Source organism: Amycolatopsis heterodermiae, assembly GCF_034929455.1.
In the GTDB taxonomy this organism is placed as follows: domain Bacteria; phylum Actinomycetota; class Actinomycetes; order Mycobacteriales; family Pseudonocardiaceae; genus Amycolatopsis; species Amycolatopsis heterodermiae.
In genome coordinates this window covers 123897-137742 of record NZ_JAYFSI010000012.1, presented here as the reverse complement: position 1 = coordinate 137742, position 13846 = coordinate 123897, and the positions used below count along the sequence as shown (strand labels likewise).

Annotated in this window: 11 protein-coding genes, 1 tRNA gene and 1 pseudogene; 7 read left to right on the top strand and 6 right to left on the bottom strand. The window is 65.8% G+C overall.

Features of this window, described 5'->3' with window-relative positions; all coding sequences use genetic code 11:
* Position 1: 1 nt before the first annotated feature.
* Positions 2-340 (top strand): winged helix-turn-helix transcriptional regulator, encoded by a 339-nt coding sequence (locus VA596_RS38280; protein ID WP_323333936.1) that lies wholly within the window; start codon positions 2-4, stop codon positions 338-340.
* Here the strand turns inward: VA596_RS38280 and VA596_RS38275 are convergent.
* Positions 337-1533 carry a L,D-transpeptidase gene (locus VA596_RS38275; RefSeq protein WP_323333934.1) on the bottom strand — a complete coding sequence of 399 codons (1197 nt, stop codon included), beginning with the start codon at positions 1531-1533 and terminating at the stop codon, positions 337-339. The genes VA596_RS38280 and VA596_RS38275 overlap by 4 nt on opposite strands.
* A gap of 166 nt (positions 1534-1699) precedes the next feature.
* On the opposite strand from VA596_RS38275, the gene VA596_RS38270 reads away from it, so the two are divergent.
* A tRNA-Lys gene (locus VA596_RS38270) sits at positions 1700-1772 on the top strand.
* A gap of 248 nt (positions 1773-2020) precedes the next feature.
* Here VA596_RS38270 and VA596_RS50745 read toward each other — a convergent pair.
* From VA596_RS50745 to VA596_RS38240, 5 genes and pseudogenes are all read right to left on the bottom strand, one after another.
* Positions 2021-2521, bottom strand: a pseudogene (locus VA596_RS50745) (tyrosine-type recombinase/integrase); the annotation flags it as partial.
* Between the two features lie 926 nt (positions 2522-3447).
* On the bottom strand, positions 3448-4455 hold the full coding sequence (locus VA596_RS50835; protein ID WP_458364029.1) for a DNA methyltransferase: 1008 nt from the start codon (positions 4453-4455) through the stop codon (positions 3448-3450).
* A 462-nt stretch (positions 4456-4917) separates the two neighbouring features.
* Positions 4918-5205: a hypothetical protein gene (locus VA596_RS38250; protein ID WP_323333930.1), complete on the bottom strand. Its 288-nt coding sequence runs from the start codon at positions 5203-5205 to the stop codon at positions 4918-4920.
* Positions 5206-5878: 673 nt separating this feature from the next.
* Positions 5879-6004, bottom strand: a complete 126-nt coding sequence (locus tag VA596_RS38245; protein ID WP_323333928.1) for a hypothetical protein — start codon at positions 6002-6004, stop codon at positions 5879-5881.
* A gap of 417 nt (positions 6005-6421) precedes the next feature.
* Positions 6422-7399, bottom strand: a complete 978-nt coding sequence (locus VA596_RS38240; RefSeq protein ID WP_323333926.1) for a cupredoxin domain-containing protein — start codon at positions 7397-7399, stop codon at positions 6422-6424.
* 696 nt (positions 7400-8095) lie between these two features.
* Here VA596_RS38240 and VA596_RS38235 point away from each other — a divergent pair.
* The 5 genes from VA596_RS38235 (at position 8096) to VA596_RS38215 (ending at position 13478) form a co-directional block, all read left to right on the top strand.
* The gene (locus tag VA596_RS38235; protein ID WP_323333925.1) at positions 8096-8341 is read left to right on the top strand and encodes a DUF397 domain-containing protein; all 246 of its coding nucleotides are present in this window, start codon (positions 8096-8098) and stop codon (positions 8339-8341) included.
* A 124-nt stretch (positions 8342-8465) separates the two neighbouring features.
* A complete protein-coding gene (locus tag VA596_RS38230) occupies positions 8466-9365 on the top strand; it encodes a Scr1 family TA system antitoxin-like transcriptional regulator (protein ID WP_323333923.1) in 900 nt (299 codons plus the stop codon).
* 65 nt (positions 9366-9430) lie between these two features.
* Positions 9431-10309 carry an SAM-dependent methyltransferase gene (locus tag VA596_RS38225; protein WP_410171961.1) on the top strand — a complete coding sequence of 293 codons (879 nt, stop codon included), beginning with the start codon at positions 9431-9433 and terminating at the stop codon, positions 10307-10309.
* A gap of 194 nt (positions 10310-10503) precedes the next feature.
* Entirely contained in the window at positions 10504-11256 is a 753-nt protein-coding gene (locus tag VA596_RS38220; protein WP_323333919.1) for a hypothetical protein, read from the top strand.
* The gene (locus VA596_RS38215) at positions 11253-13478 is read left to right on the top strand and encodes a DEAD/DEAH box helicase (protein WP_323333917.1); all 2226 of its coding nucleotides are present in this window, start codon (positions 11253-11255) and stop codon (positions 13476-13478) included. The genes VA596_RS38220 and VA596_RS38215 overlap by 4 nt, the downstream gene beginning before the upstream one ends.
* Positions 13479-13846 lie beyond the last annotated feature (368 nt).

Below are 13846 nucleotides of genomic sequence, written 5' to 3'. Positions count from 1 at the left end.
CGTGGAGGACCCGTGCAAGGCCCGCCAAGTCCTCGGCATCGTCGGGGACAAGTGGGCGATGCTGGTCGTGCGCATGCTCAAGGACGGGCCGCGGCGCTTCACCGAGCTCAAGCGGTCCGTCGAGGGCATCAGCCAGCGCATGCTCACCGTGACCCTGCGCGACCTCGAGCGCGACGGCATCGTGACCCGCACGGTCCTCGCCGTCATGCCGCCGCACGTCAGCTACGAGCTGACGCCGATGGGCCGGACGCTGCGCGAAGCCACCGCGCCGCTGCTCGAGTGGAGCATCGAGCACCTGCCGCACATCGACGCCGCCCGCGCGGCGTACGACAACCGCTAGTTCGCGGCGGTCCGCCACTCGTCCCAGGACAGCTGCCAGACGCTCCAGCCGTCGGTCGGCTCGAGCTTCGGGCCGCCGCTGTTCTGGACGGTGACGATGTCGCCCTTCTTGGACGTGTCCATCAGCCACTTCGTGTTCTCGGTGGACAGGTTCAGGCAGCCGTGGCTGACGTTGCTGTGGCCCTGCTGCCGGACCGACCACGGTGCGGAGTGGTAGAAGATGCCGCTGTAGGACAGGCGGATCGCGTACTGGACGTAGGTGCTGTAGCCGCCGGGAGCGTCCTCGGGGACGCCGTAGGTGGCGGAGTTCATGGTGTAGCCGGTGTGCTCGCTCATGACGGTGTAGTTGCCGGCCGGCGTGTTGTGGCCGGGCTTGCCCATGGACGTCGGCATGGTCTTGACCACCTGGTCGTTGACGGAGACCGTCATCTGGTGGGTGCCGCCGTCGGCGACCGCGACGAGCTTGTCGCCGACGGCCGCGCTGATCGTCTTGTCCTCGCGGCCGTAGCTGCCGTTGCCGAGCGGCTTGCCGTAGACGGCGGCGTCGACCTTGATCTTGGTCCCGCTCTTCCAGTAGTCCTTCGGCCGCCAGGTCACCTGCTTGTCGCCGGACCAGCGGAACGCGCCTTCGGTGGCCGGCTCGGCGGTGACCTTCAGCGCCTTCTCGGCCGCGGCCTTGTCGGCGACGTTGCCGGTGAAGGTGAAGATCAGCGGCAGCCCGACTCCGACGGTCTCGCCCTCGACGAGGTTCACGGACACGCCGAGCTGGCGCGCGGGCTTGACGGTCGTGAAGCTCGACTCCGCGGTGACCGGCTTCCCGTCGGCGCCGGTCGCCGTCGCGGTCAGCTTGTAGGCCTTGCCGTACCCGAGCGGCTCGGCGGAGTCCCAGCCGGCGCCGTCCGCCCGCGGCTTCCCGGCGACAGCCTTCCCGTCGGCCCCGGTCAGCTTGACGTCCCCGACCTTCCCGTCGGCGACGGCGACGGTCACGGGCTCACCGGGCGCGACGTCCTTGGCGTCCTTGGCCGGGCTCAGCGTGAGCACGGCGGGCTTCACCACGGGTTTCGGCGCGGGCTTCGACGACGTCGCCGACGGCGGTTCACCCGAAGGAGTACCACTGCTGCACCCGGCCACCGTGAGGCCGATCACCCCCGCGGCCACCAGCAGCCGCACCCTCATGCCGGTCGAACGCCTCATGCCACCCGCCTGTTTCGTCGTCCGTGTCCGGCTCCAGTGTGCCCGACCAGCCCGGACACCGGGGCGCGAACACCCGAACCCGCGCAAGGTGACCCCCCTTGAAACGGCCCGCGAAGCTGGTGCTAATCTTTTCCACGTCGCCGAGGGAAACCTCCGGTAGACACCGGCGCCATTAGCTCAATTGGCAGAGCAGCTGGCTCTTAACCAGCGGGTTCGGGGTTCGAGTCCCTGATGGCGCACCCTCCACCACCCCAGGTCGATCTTCATCGACCTGGGGTTTTGTGATATTTGGACGCACGTCATCCACTTCTTCTTTGTCCACTGTGGTCGGTGGGGAGCCCGAGGGGAGCCCGAGAGCGCACGCCGGGTGCAACGACTTCCGCGGGATCGCTCCCGCCAGCCTCCGCGCCGCGTCATCCGCCACCTCTTTCGCGACGTTCGTGTAGAGATCCATCGTCACCTTGATCGACGAGTGCCGGAGCATATGCTGGATCGTCTTAAGGTCCACTCCCGCACCGAGAGCCAGCGTGGCAGCGCCATGCCGGAGGCCGTGCAGCGTGATCGGCGGCAAGTCCGCCGCACAGATCAGCCTGGCGAACTCGTCGGCGACGTCGGCCGGGTGCAGTGGACGGCCGTCGGGCTCGGTGAAGAGCAAATCGCTCTCGACCCACTCAGCACCCAGGGCCGCTTTCCGCTCGTCCTGCTGGAGCAAGTGCGCGGTGAGCACCAGCACCGTGTCCGCGTCGATGGTGACCAAGCCCTCGGACGACGGTGTCTTGGGCTTGCTCTGGCCGGTCTCCCACCCGTACTGGACGATCTGGTTCGCCACCTCGATGCAGGCAGCCTCCAGATAGGTGTCCGAGCGGCGCTGGCCACAGGCCTCGCCCCGCCGGAGGCCGGTGTAGGCGATCAGGTGGAACAACGGGTAGAGCCGGTGATACACGGCGAAGTCCAGGAACTCGCCAGTCTGCTCGGCCGTCCACACCATCACTGGGTACGGAACCTCGCCCGTCCGCCTCCACTTCGCCACCCGCTCCGGCGTCCAGAGCTTCGGCTTCGGCCGGACCGCGGCCGGCAACTCGACCAGCTTGGCGACGTTGTGGGTCAGCAGGCCTTGATCGACTGCCGGACGAAGGACGGCGCGCAGGGTCTCCTTGATCCGGTGCAGCGAGGCCGGTCCTACGGGACGCTGCCACTTCACCGCCGCGATCTTCTGCGGGTCGCCGCTGGCCCGATACTCACCGATCAGCTCGTTGCGTTCCACGATCGCCTCGAACATCGCGTCCAAGTGGCCCACCCGCAGCCGGTCTCGGCGGATCTTGCCCAGGTGCGGCCGGAGGTAGAGACGGACGTGGGACTCGTACGAGCGGTACATGTTCCGGCTCACCGTCCGCTTCTTCAACGCCAGAAACGCATCGAACACCGCACCCATGAGCGGATGCTCCAGAACTGGAGCGCCGGCCTTGACGAGACGACGGACCTCATCGATCTCGGGCAGCGGCTTCTGCTCCGAGATCAGTCTCGCGAGCAGGTCTCCGATCTTGCGCAAGGTCTCGTCGTCGTCTCCCTCGGCGATCCCGAGCAGCTCGTTGACCCGGTCGAGCCCCTTCTGCGCGTCCGCCGCCGACTCGTACCCGCCGCGACGTCGCGGGCGGCGGTTGTCCTGCGCGTCTTTGGGCAGCTCGATCCGGAAGTACCACTGCCCGTGCCGCTTGTTCGACAGCTTCGGACATGCGTCACCGAGCGACTTCCTGTTGCTGTCCCGGCAGGAACACCGCCGGAACACCGAGCCGTTTGCCACTGAGGACACCTCACCTCTCGTTCGTCAAGCACCCACCAAGGGCTTTCTCCAGACCGAATGCTCGCGCTGCGACCACCACTCGGGGAAGCCCGAGCCCGGGAAAGATCACCTGATCAGGTGGCAAGTTCGAGGAGCCGCAGGAGCCCGGCCGTCGGCACCCGATACGACCGTCCGACCCGGACGACGGGGCAAGGAAAAGAGCCACCACGGGCCAGCGCATACGCCGTGGTGCGACGGATCCTCAGCGCCCGGGCCGCCGTCATGAGGTCCACCACCGCCGGCAAGGCCGCGATCTCCGCCAGTGACATCGCCTGCCCCCGCTCGGCCGTCATCGCCCAAGCCCCAGCCGCCGCAGGGCCAGGTTGTGACACGCCGGATTCAGGTCGGCACCGATGAATCGGCACCGCTGCTCTCGCGCGGCGAGACCGGTCGTCCCGCTGCCGGAGAACGGATCGAGAACCCGTCCCGCCGGGGCGGCAGCCGAGCCGGACACAGCGTCGCGCGATCTCCAGCGTGCCGGCGGCGGGATGGCCCGTCCGGCCGCGGTCGGCCGAGACCTTCCAGACGTCCGTCTCGGCGCCGGTCTCGCCATGTGCCTCGAAGGCTCGCTGATCTCGGGCAAGAGCGAAGATGTTCTCGTAGCGGTGCGCGAACCGGTCGCGGACGCTCTCAGGCCGCGCGTTCGGCTTGTGCCAGATCACTGCGCGCTCCACCAAACATCCCCGGCTCATCAGGGCGAACGCCACCCGCCAGGGCACCCCGACGAGATCTTTGGCCCGGAACGTCGACTGCGGTGGGCGAAGCGTCCCATACGGAGTGCGCAATCGGGCTGCTGCGGTACGAGCCGAAGAACCGCTGGCGACATAGCTGCCCCATGAGCCGCCATAGCTGTCGCCGAGATTCAGCCATGCGACGCCTCCGGGTACCAGGACGTGGGCAAGTTCGTCGAAAAGCTCGGCAAGGCGGTCGACGTAGTCGTCCACTGCGGGTTCGATACCCAGTTGGCATGCCACTGCGTAGTCGCGCAATCCCCAGTACGGCGGCGACGTCACGACGCAGTCCACCGACGCCACCGGCAGAAGCCGAACCACATCGGCCGCGTCCCCGGTGTACAGGGCCACCTGGCCATATTCGTAGGTGACTGCTCGTGAAGCAGGCTCGATATCACTTCGACCTCCCCGTTCGCGGCAAGGAAACCGTTCTCGTAGCGAGATCCGTCGGCCGTTCTCGCGATCAACGCGTTACGCAACAACCAACCGTCAGCTTGGAGTGCGAACGCCACTCGCCACGGTAACCCGGCGACCGAGCCCGAGACCGCCTGTGGATCGTCGAGCACCAGCCAGGTCGTCCCGTCAGGCCGGACGACCCGCCACAGCGCCATCCACACGCGACGCAAGGCGGCCACCACCTGATCAACACAACGACCTCGATGATTCGGCCTGACCACGACGCAATCGATGACCTGATCAGGGAGCGCGACCACGAAATCGACCGCGTTCTCCGCCTGGAGCTCGAAACCATCTGACACCAAAGCAGCCTCCACATCACGCGACAACACGAGACATGGTCGACATGGCAACGAATCATGCGGAGTCCACGAGACCGTACATTGTGTCGTGGAAATGGCGCTGCTCGGTCAGGGCCGAGTGGCGAGCCGCGGCGATTCCCAGAAAGTTCGTGACGTCCAAGGCGGAACCACTGCGGACGACCTCGTCGAAGAACCAAGCCGAGGTGATCAACGCCAGTACCCCCGGCGACCCGGCCGGCGCGTCCTGGAGCTGCGGTGCTTCGAGCAGGCGAAATGTGTGGTTGATCGCGAGCCCGGTCGCGCAGTGGTCGTCGTGGGCGACCTCTCCCGCGTGCAACGCCATGCGCAGCCGGATCCGTTCCTCGGGCAGGTGAGCCTCTGGGCCGGCACCAGCACGAAGACGCCGTCACCGGTGCTCTCGTGGTGGCAGTCGAACCACGGCACGCCCGCCTCGTCGAAAGCGCCGTACCGTTCGATGTCCGCCGCCGGCATCGTGCGATGAACGACAAGACGCGATTGTTCCATTCTTTCGGCAGCCCAATGCAGCCCGGTGACATCCACGGCTAAGCCGAACGGCGGCGGTCACGAGAGGGACCGGCCGGAGCGTCCGTTGCCTGCGGGACGCACGAGAAACACTTGACACAGGGCATTCCGGAGATGCCGTCGAGCAGCTCGGCCGCGTCCGGATCCAGCAGATCGCCGCACAAGGTCTTCAGCACCGGCGGCGCCGGTGCACTCGTGGCCAGCGTCACGAAATGGACTTGGCGGTCACGCTCTCCCGCGGGGCGGCCATCGGCGCGGAGTACACCGCGCCGGATTCGAACGGCGACGACGCGGCAGTTGCGGAAATGGCGAGCAGCACGCATGAGATGTCCTGTTCATCGATGTGGGCTACCCCATGGGGCAGGGCGGTTCCCCGGTCATGGCGAAGATGCGATACTGAGCGGCGCGGGACCGGTCGGCTCTCGACCGGGTTCCCGGTCCCGCGCCGCGGTTCTTCCAGGAGAGGGACCGGATCAGCCGATCAGGGTGTGTGCCTGGTCAGCGAGGGTGGTCAGCAGGATCAGCAGGGGCGTGGTGGCTATGACGAGCACCACGCACCCGATCCCGCTGGCCGCCCTTTTCCGGTGTTTTCCGGCCATTCGACCTCCTGTTTCGACGGACTGCCGGAGCAGCCCTGCGGCTCCTGCTCGTGCGGCGGGAGCCTCGACGCCGCGACGTGCGCCGAGGTCTTCGGAATGCGAACCCACTGAGGCGACCAGGCGGCGAGCACGGGGAACCTCCGGGAGCAGCAAGGATTGCGCGAGCCGATGCGGCGTCACCATCGACGTTATCCCGCGAGCAATTCCGTTCGAAAGCGGCTCACGATCAACGGGGCCAATCCTGCGACGACCGGTTTGTGCGCCGACCAGTAGAACGTAAGTAGCAGATCATTCGCCCTCCGGGCGAGTACTCCGATACCCAACGGGAAGTATGGCGATACTATCCGATGCGCACGGCAAGACCATCAGTATCCATTCACTCCCCCGCAGGTCAGCCGAGTGTGCGCGGAAGAGCGGTCATCCGCGCAAGGGGCGCGGGCTCGACGGGTCCGGATTGAAGCCCGCGCGAAGCTGCTCGTTGATCAGCTGCCGAATCGTGTCGAGTGACACGCCGGAATACTTTTCCCGGAATTCCCGCTCGAGCAGATTCCGCTGACGCTGGTTCTCGGCGCGCAACTGCCAGTTCGTCGTCTGCTCCTGCCTGAGCGACGCCTCGAGCGCCTCGATCCGGTCGGCGAGTTCGCAGACCGTCTTCGACGTCGACAAGAGCACCTGCCGCAAGGCGGCAGGGTCGTCGATCGGATGCCGCGGTTCCCGGGCCTCGGGTACGAAGTGCGGCGGTATTGGCTGGCCGCCGCCACCGTCCGCGGGTCCACGCGCGCCCACCGGAACCCGCGCGACCGGGATCGGCGGCCCGGAGCCGCCCGCACAAGCAAGCGACCGCGAGCCGGCCCGCGCCGGTTCACGATCAGCGGGCTCCCCGGCGACGTCGTCGATACCCGCACGGATCATCTCGACGGCAACCACCGGTTCCTCGATCCAGGCCGGGGCCGCCATCGGGCCGTCATAACCACGTACGGGACGATCCTGGCCGACGCTCCGCGCGAACAAGGCCGCCGCTTGCGCCCGCACCGCGGGCAGGCGGTCGGCAGGTACCGCGACCTCGACGATGTCGACGATCCGCTCCCACGGTGGCGGTCTCGTCGCACCCTGACCGAGGGACTTCGCCAGCAGGCGCGTCAGCGCGTCCTTGGTTTTCCCCGCACACCAGTGCCCGTCCCGCGCCCCGTAGGCGTCGAGGAGGCGCCGGCGGGTCTCCGCGAGGCTTTCACGATCGTCGGCCAAGGCGACCAGAAGGAACAGCACCAGCTTGCGCTCGTCGAGCGTCAGCGGAGACTTCCTTTTCCCGTCGTCGAATGCCGCGGTCGAGGGGAGCTTCCCCAGAGCGGTCTGCCCCCGGGTCCGCCGCCGACCCCGCTCGCCACGGGCACTCACGACCCGAACCCTTCGCCGGGCTGTTCGGGCGCGCCGACGCGAAGCGCCGTCCAGCGCATAGTCGTTCACCTTTGTCTCTGTGGTACGCCGCGCAGTACCGCAAGGCGTCACTCGCCCCGACAACGAGCCGGCCCTGCTTCTGCTCTGTCAACCCGCCGTCTTCCAGCGTTCTCCCGGCAGCCGGAACGGGGTGGCCCCTCCGCGGGAATCCCAACTTAGCCGCTCCCGCACGGCCAGGTGCACGCTCACGAACGGCCAAGCCGGCACGGATGCGCACACCCCGAGCTGACCCGAATGGCGCAACCTGTCACACGAGAGTGACACGTTGCGGCGCATTCACCCTGTCGAGCTTCCACCGACCGTGCCGCCTCCGCACGGCAACTCACCTCAACGGCGTAGGCACCCGAGCACTCCGAGTACGACCGAGTCGCCGAGATGGAATATTCCAGATCGCATTCCAAATATGCCTGCCACCGATCACCTCGGAAATACCGACAAACCAGACACGTGTCGCATCCGTGGCCTACGCGCTGGCGGCACGTGCACCTACACCTGCATATCGCCACCATTCGAGTGAAGATGTCACACGTCTCGGCAGCGTTTCCCGACCTTCCTTGCAATCAAAATATTCAGGTTCTAAGCCTGAATAAGTCGGATATTCCAAAGTGCATCAAGAGCTTGACATCAGGGGGAGCCATGGACATCAGGAGCTACGACCCGATGGTCGCCGGGAACGCGTTCGACGCGGACAGCTGGGAGCGGAGTCCCCTGTGCGGGCCCGACCAGGGGGACTGCGTCGAGGTCAACTTCGGGCAACCCGGGCTGGTCGCGATCCGGGACTCGAAGCTGGCGGACAGCCCCGTGCTCGTGTTCAGCACTTCGGAGTGGGAGGCCTGCACCCGCGGCATGAGCCGGCCGAGCGGACCACGGACCACGCGCTGAAGGCCGGGTCCATCCAGGAACCGCGAAACCGGGGAGCCCGCGGTAGCGGAAGGGGGCACGCGGCCCACTCAGCGTGGGTGTTCGGCGGTCAGGCCTACTATCATCGGGGCAGGAAGCCTCCCGATTGGACGACCTGAACGTGGCACGGCCACCCTCCCCTTCCCCCCAGGACGACAACGAGCAGCGCATGCGGCTCGGTCTCGAGGTCCGCCGCCTGCGCAAGCAAGCCGATCTGACTCAGGGCGCCCTGGGCAAGATGGCTCATTCATCCCAGGGGGCGATCAGCCGGCTGGAGTGCGGATACGAACGCAGCTCGGGGATCCTCGACGGTGTTCTGAAGGCCCTCGACCCACCGGCGGAGACCGCGGACGAGCTCCGGCGCCTGAACCGGGTCAACGAGCGCGGACGCGAGAAGCGGCGGAAGGACCTGATCGAGTCGACCGCACCGTGGTTCAGCCGGGTTCTGGAGCTCGAACCGCAGGCGACGGCGATGTTGTGCTGGACCGGCGAACGACTGAAGGGATTGCTGCAGGCCGAAAGCTACATGGTCGAGCAGTTTCGCGGCTACGGCGTGGACGACCTCACCAACGCCGTGACCGGGCGCGCCGCGCGGGCGACCCGGGCGTTCATCGAAAATTCCGGCTGCCGCTACGAATTCCTGATCAGCGAAGGCGCGATCGAACGACTCGTCCGGTGCGAGACCGCGAACCGGTTCGTCGCGGTGGACCAGGTGAAGCACCTCATCACCCTCGTGGACCGGAACCCGAACATCGACATCCGCCTGGTGCCCTACACCGGTCTCCTGCACGTCGACCCCGACTTCACGATCATGGAGTTCACGCCGCCGAAGACGGCCTTCGGCTACAGCGACGTGCTGAAAAGCCTGGTGACGTCCGACCCGGGCGGGCTCGACATCGAGCACCTCTACGAGTGCTGGGATCGGTTGCGCAATTCCGCGCTCAGCGCCGATCGGACACGGGGTGTTTTCGAAAAAGCACTCCGGCGGCGCCAGGAGTCACCCTGATGCCGCCTGTGACCAGTGGCATCCCGGAATACGATTATCCGATCACACGCTACGGGGAGCGGAATATGACAGCGTCGGGCAGTGAACCGTACCCCCCTGCCGGGGTCGACCTCAGCCAGCCCAGTATCGCCCGGATCTACGACTACTACCTCGGCGGAGACACCAACTGGGAAATAGACCGGCAGTTCGCGGAGAAGCTGCTGACGGAGTTCCCGATCCTGCGGCCGATCGCGCGCTCGAACCGGTTGTTCCTGCACCGGCTCGTCAGGCACCTCACGAAAGCCGGCATCCGGCAGTTCATCGACCTCGGGTCGGGCGTGCCGACCATGGGTCACGCACACGAGGTCGCCGACCAGGTGGCTCCCGGCAAGGTGCGAGTCGCCTACGTCGACCACGAACCGGTGGCGGTGGCGCATTCCCGGAGCCTGCTGCGGCAGTACGGCGACGAAGAACGGCACACCGCCATCCACGCGGACATCCGCGATCCGGAGGGCCTGTGGAAGAAGATCGAGGCGAGCGGCGTCATCGACCTCGAAAAGCCTGTCGGGCTCCTGATGATCGCCGTCCTCCACATCCAGCAGCTTCCGGCCACGGACAGCCCGGTTTCCGAAGACCTCGGACCTCAGCTCGTCGCCACCTACCGAAACCTGCTTCCCACCGGTTCCCACCTCGCCATCTCCCACGTCACGGGAGAGGGCATCCCGGCCGAGTCCGCCAAAATGCTCACGCGGATAAAGACGATGTACGACAACTCGGGAAGCCCCGTCATCTGGCGGACAAAAGAACAAATCTGCGACCTGTTCGGCGAATTCCGGATCATCGACCCCGGCCTGACCTGGACACCGCTGTGGCACCCCGAAGAGGAGTCCGTCACGGACGAGACACCGAACCTCGGGGATCCCAGCGAATCCATCGTTCTCGCGGGCGTGGCGAAAAAGGAGTAGCCACCCAGGCTACCCCTACGAGCCGTCGCACGCCGGTGTGATCCTGCTGGACAGCCTGTAAAGTCCTGGCCGATGGACTGGACAGCGCGAGCTGCTACCTCGAGCCGCTGGAGGAACAGTTGACGGACTCGTTTCCGGAGTACCGGGAAACAAGCGTTACCGAGCCACTCAGGCAGGGCGACGTACTGGAGGCAGTGGACAACGCGGCCTCCTGCTGGCAGCGCCACCTGCTCGTACTCACCGCCGACTGCGACCTGGCCCACGCCAAGCACCGAGGGCGGGTAACGTGTGTTCCGCTGCTCACGGCGCGGGAGTACCTGATGGAGATGAAGATCCCCATCCTGCGCGATGACGCGGTGGGGAAGTTCATCGGCGAACTGCGCAAGGTGCTGCCCTCGGACGGGCCGAACATCTCCGACGAGCGGCTCCGGCAATGGCCCTGCGAAGCGGCTCCAAGCGAGATCGTCTCCACACTGGGACTCGACGGCCAGGGTGCGGAAAAGGCCAGAGCAGCGCTGGATTCGATCCGTTTGGCCAGCCAGACATCGGCAACCTTGGACGAGGCGGTCAAGGCCTTGATCGAGGCCCAGGCGGATGCGCCCAACCCGAAGAAGCGCGAGAACATCGTCAACGCGATGGTCCAGGCCCTGAAGATGCCTTACTCGCACCCACCGGGTGACGCATTGTTCCTCTCCGCGATCGCGCCGGCCAACGACCTCGGCTACTTCGCCTATTTACGCCACCTCGAGCAGGTCGCCGAAGACGAGATTGCGATCGGACCGGCCAGGACCGCCGCGGCGTACCGCCGCATCGCACACCTCCAGGACCGGTACATCCACGCACTCGTGCAGCGGTTCGCACTAGTCTTCATGTCCATCGGCCTCCCCACCACCTACGAAGAGATGCGCGACCTCCATTCCGAGACCATGGGAGAGATTTGCCGGTGAAGCCGCTCATCACCACAGTCAACGCGCTCAAGGAAATGGCGACCGGACTGTCCCGGGAAGCCATTCCGGCATCACCGTTGCTGTTCGAATACACCGGCATCGACGTCGAGGTTCTCCTGCATGCGGAAGACACGGCCGACGAGCAGCGCATCTTCGTGATACGACAGTCCGACACCAGGGAACGCACCGTCCCCCGCCATCCCGGCGATCTGACGAGCGATGTGCTCAGCCGTGTCGCTTCGTTCGCCGAACGCGCCCGCGCGAACGGGTCACTGACGTTGCCGCATGGCTGGCACCAATTCAAGCGCAACAACCTGATCACGTTCTTCGCCGGTCAGCGCGGCGGACCCGAGGGGCGGCGGTGGATTGCGGAGCTGCTGCCGGGCGCACCGCCGGACATCGTCTTCTGGGGCATGGCGAGGTCGGACCGCCCGGCGATCCTGGAAGAGTTCGAGGCCGCCAAGCCCATCCTGCCACCGGGATGGCAGCAGGATTGGCGGTCCGCCGTCGAGAAGTGCGCCGAATGGGTCGAACTGTCGAAGCGGCCCGAAACCACCGACGTCGAGATCGAACTGGGGCACCTGGACCAGTCGACAACGAAGGGCTGGTCCTACGAACAGTGGTTGACTGAGGTCACCGCGGATCAGCACTCCTTCATCGAAGCCACCACGACCAAGTCAATTCGCCTGCGCGGCCCGGCGGGTTCAGGCAAAACGCTGGCGTTGTCCCTCAAAGCGATCAAAGAAGTACTCGACGCCCGGGAATCCGGGGGCGGGATACGTGTGCTGATGGTGACCCACAGCTGGTCTTTGACCACCGCGATCTTGGAATCCGTCGAATCCATGGGGAAGGGGCAGCTCGCGGAGATCGACGTCTTCCCTCTTCTTGAGATCGCCAAGCTGATATCGCCGCACTACGCCAATGACAAGTCGGGGTACAGCCTTGCAGCTGACGACAGTTTCAGCGGCAAGCAGGATCAGCTGAACGAGATTCTCGAGGTGCTGGACGACTTCGTCACCGGCGACTGGGTCACCTACCGAGAACGGGTCACCGAAGACCTGCGTGCCAGGTTCGACTCCGGGGAACCCGACGACCGGAAAGCCCTGGCGTGGGACCTGCTGCTCGAGTTCGGGTCTGTCATCGGCGCTTCCGCGATCTTCCCCGGTGCCGGCGCCGAGTCCCGGTACGCCCAGCTGCCCAGAGCGGGGTGGATGCTTCCCCTGCAGACGCGAGATGACAAGCGCGTCGTCTTCGCGTTGTACACGAAGTACATGGAGAACCTGGACGCACGCGGCACGTTGACGTCGGACCAGGTCCTAGCGGACCTGCTCAGCCACCTGGAAACCCACGCGTGGAATCGAGCGCGCAAAGATGAAGGTTACGACCTGATCTTCGTCGACGAGTTCCACTTGTTCAGTCCGTTGGAGCGCCAAGTGCTCCACTACCTTTCGCGAGACGTGAATTCATACCCGCGGGTTTTCATGGCCGTCGACCCTCGGCAGTCTCCGTCCGAGGCTTTCATCGGGGTGGCCGCGGACGGGACTCGATCTTCGTCGGGGGCGTTCGAAGCCAGCATCGGCGACGTGACCAATTTCGAGCTGACGACGGTGCACCGGTTCACGCCTCAGATCCTGGAGCTGATCAAGCACGTCCATCACGAATTTCCGACACTAGACCTGGGGGCGGATTGGCAGATCGATTTCGCGGCGGTCGAGTCGGCACAAGAATCCGGTCCGTTACCGGTGTTGAGCAAGGCAGCTTCGCGGGAGGGAGAAGACGCGGACATCGCCAAAGCAGTGCACAAGCTGTACTCCACGGGTCGCATCGCCTTGGCCGTGGTCGACAACCGGCATTGGCACAGGTTCAGCGAGCTCGCGACTCGCATCGCCACGTCCGGGAAGTTCCATGTTTCGACGATCTCGGGCCGGACCGACATCGACGGCATCGGTTACCGCAGCCGCGGTCTGGTGGTCGGGCCCGCGGAGTACTTGGCCGGACTTCAGTTCGACGTTGTTCTGGTCGCAGGCATCCCGGACATGGACGTGACCAGAACTGCCACCAATGAACGCACCAGGTTGCTGTCACTGCTGTACCTGGCCCTGAGCCGTGCGCAGCGTCAGGTGCGAGTCTTTGTGAACGACGACGACGGTGGCGCCGCCGAGGTGCTCGGCCGGGCGGTCACCAACGGCGTGATGAAGCAGGAGCAGGGCAGCTTTGTGTGAGCACTGATCACCAAAGGCTGCGCCGGGGTGGCGCCGCTTGCGTCAAGGCGTCACCCCCGGCCGGCTGCCACGCGCAGTGGCCATAGAACACCGGAACAGCTACAGGCGGCCGCCTTGATGCGCGGCACAGTCCGGCCCAAGAGATGGAAATCTCGTCGAAGCGACACTGCGATACTTCTCATGATGCAGCACTGTCCAACAGGTGGAAATTCACCGATTTCCCACGAAGAGCGATTCTCTTCAGCAGGAAACCGCCAATCGGGTATCAAGCCGTGCTGGTCGAAACCGGCAGCGAAGAATAGATCCTGATCTGCGCACCCAATCGGACCAGCCGCCATGGAACATACGGGTGAATCACGGAATGTTTT

Excerpts from the sequence above, each read along its gene's own strand:
- VA596_RS38275 (WP_323333934.1), bottom strand. The coding sequence starts at position 1,533 with ATGAGGCGTTCGACCGGCATGAGGGTGCGGCTGCTGGTGGCCGCGGGG.
- VA596_RS38250 (WP_323333930.1), bottom strand. The coding sequence starts at position 5,205 with ATGGCGTTGCACGCGGGAGAGGTCGCCCACGACGACCACTGCGCGACC.
- VA596_RS38245 (WP_323333928.1), bottom strand. The coding sequence starts at position 6,004 with ATGGCCGGAAAACACCGGAAAAGGGCGGCCAGCGGGATCGGGTGCGTG.
- VA596_RS38235 (WP_323333925.1), top strand. The coding sequence starts at position 8,096 with ATGGACATCAGGAGCTACGACCCGATGGTCGCCGGGAACGCGTTCGAC.
- VA596_RS38225 (WP_410171961.1), top strand. The coding sequence starts at position 9,431 with ATGACAGCGTCGGGCAGTGAACCGTACCCCCCTGCCGGGGTCGACCTC.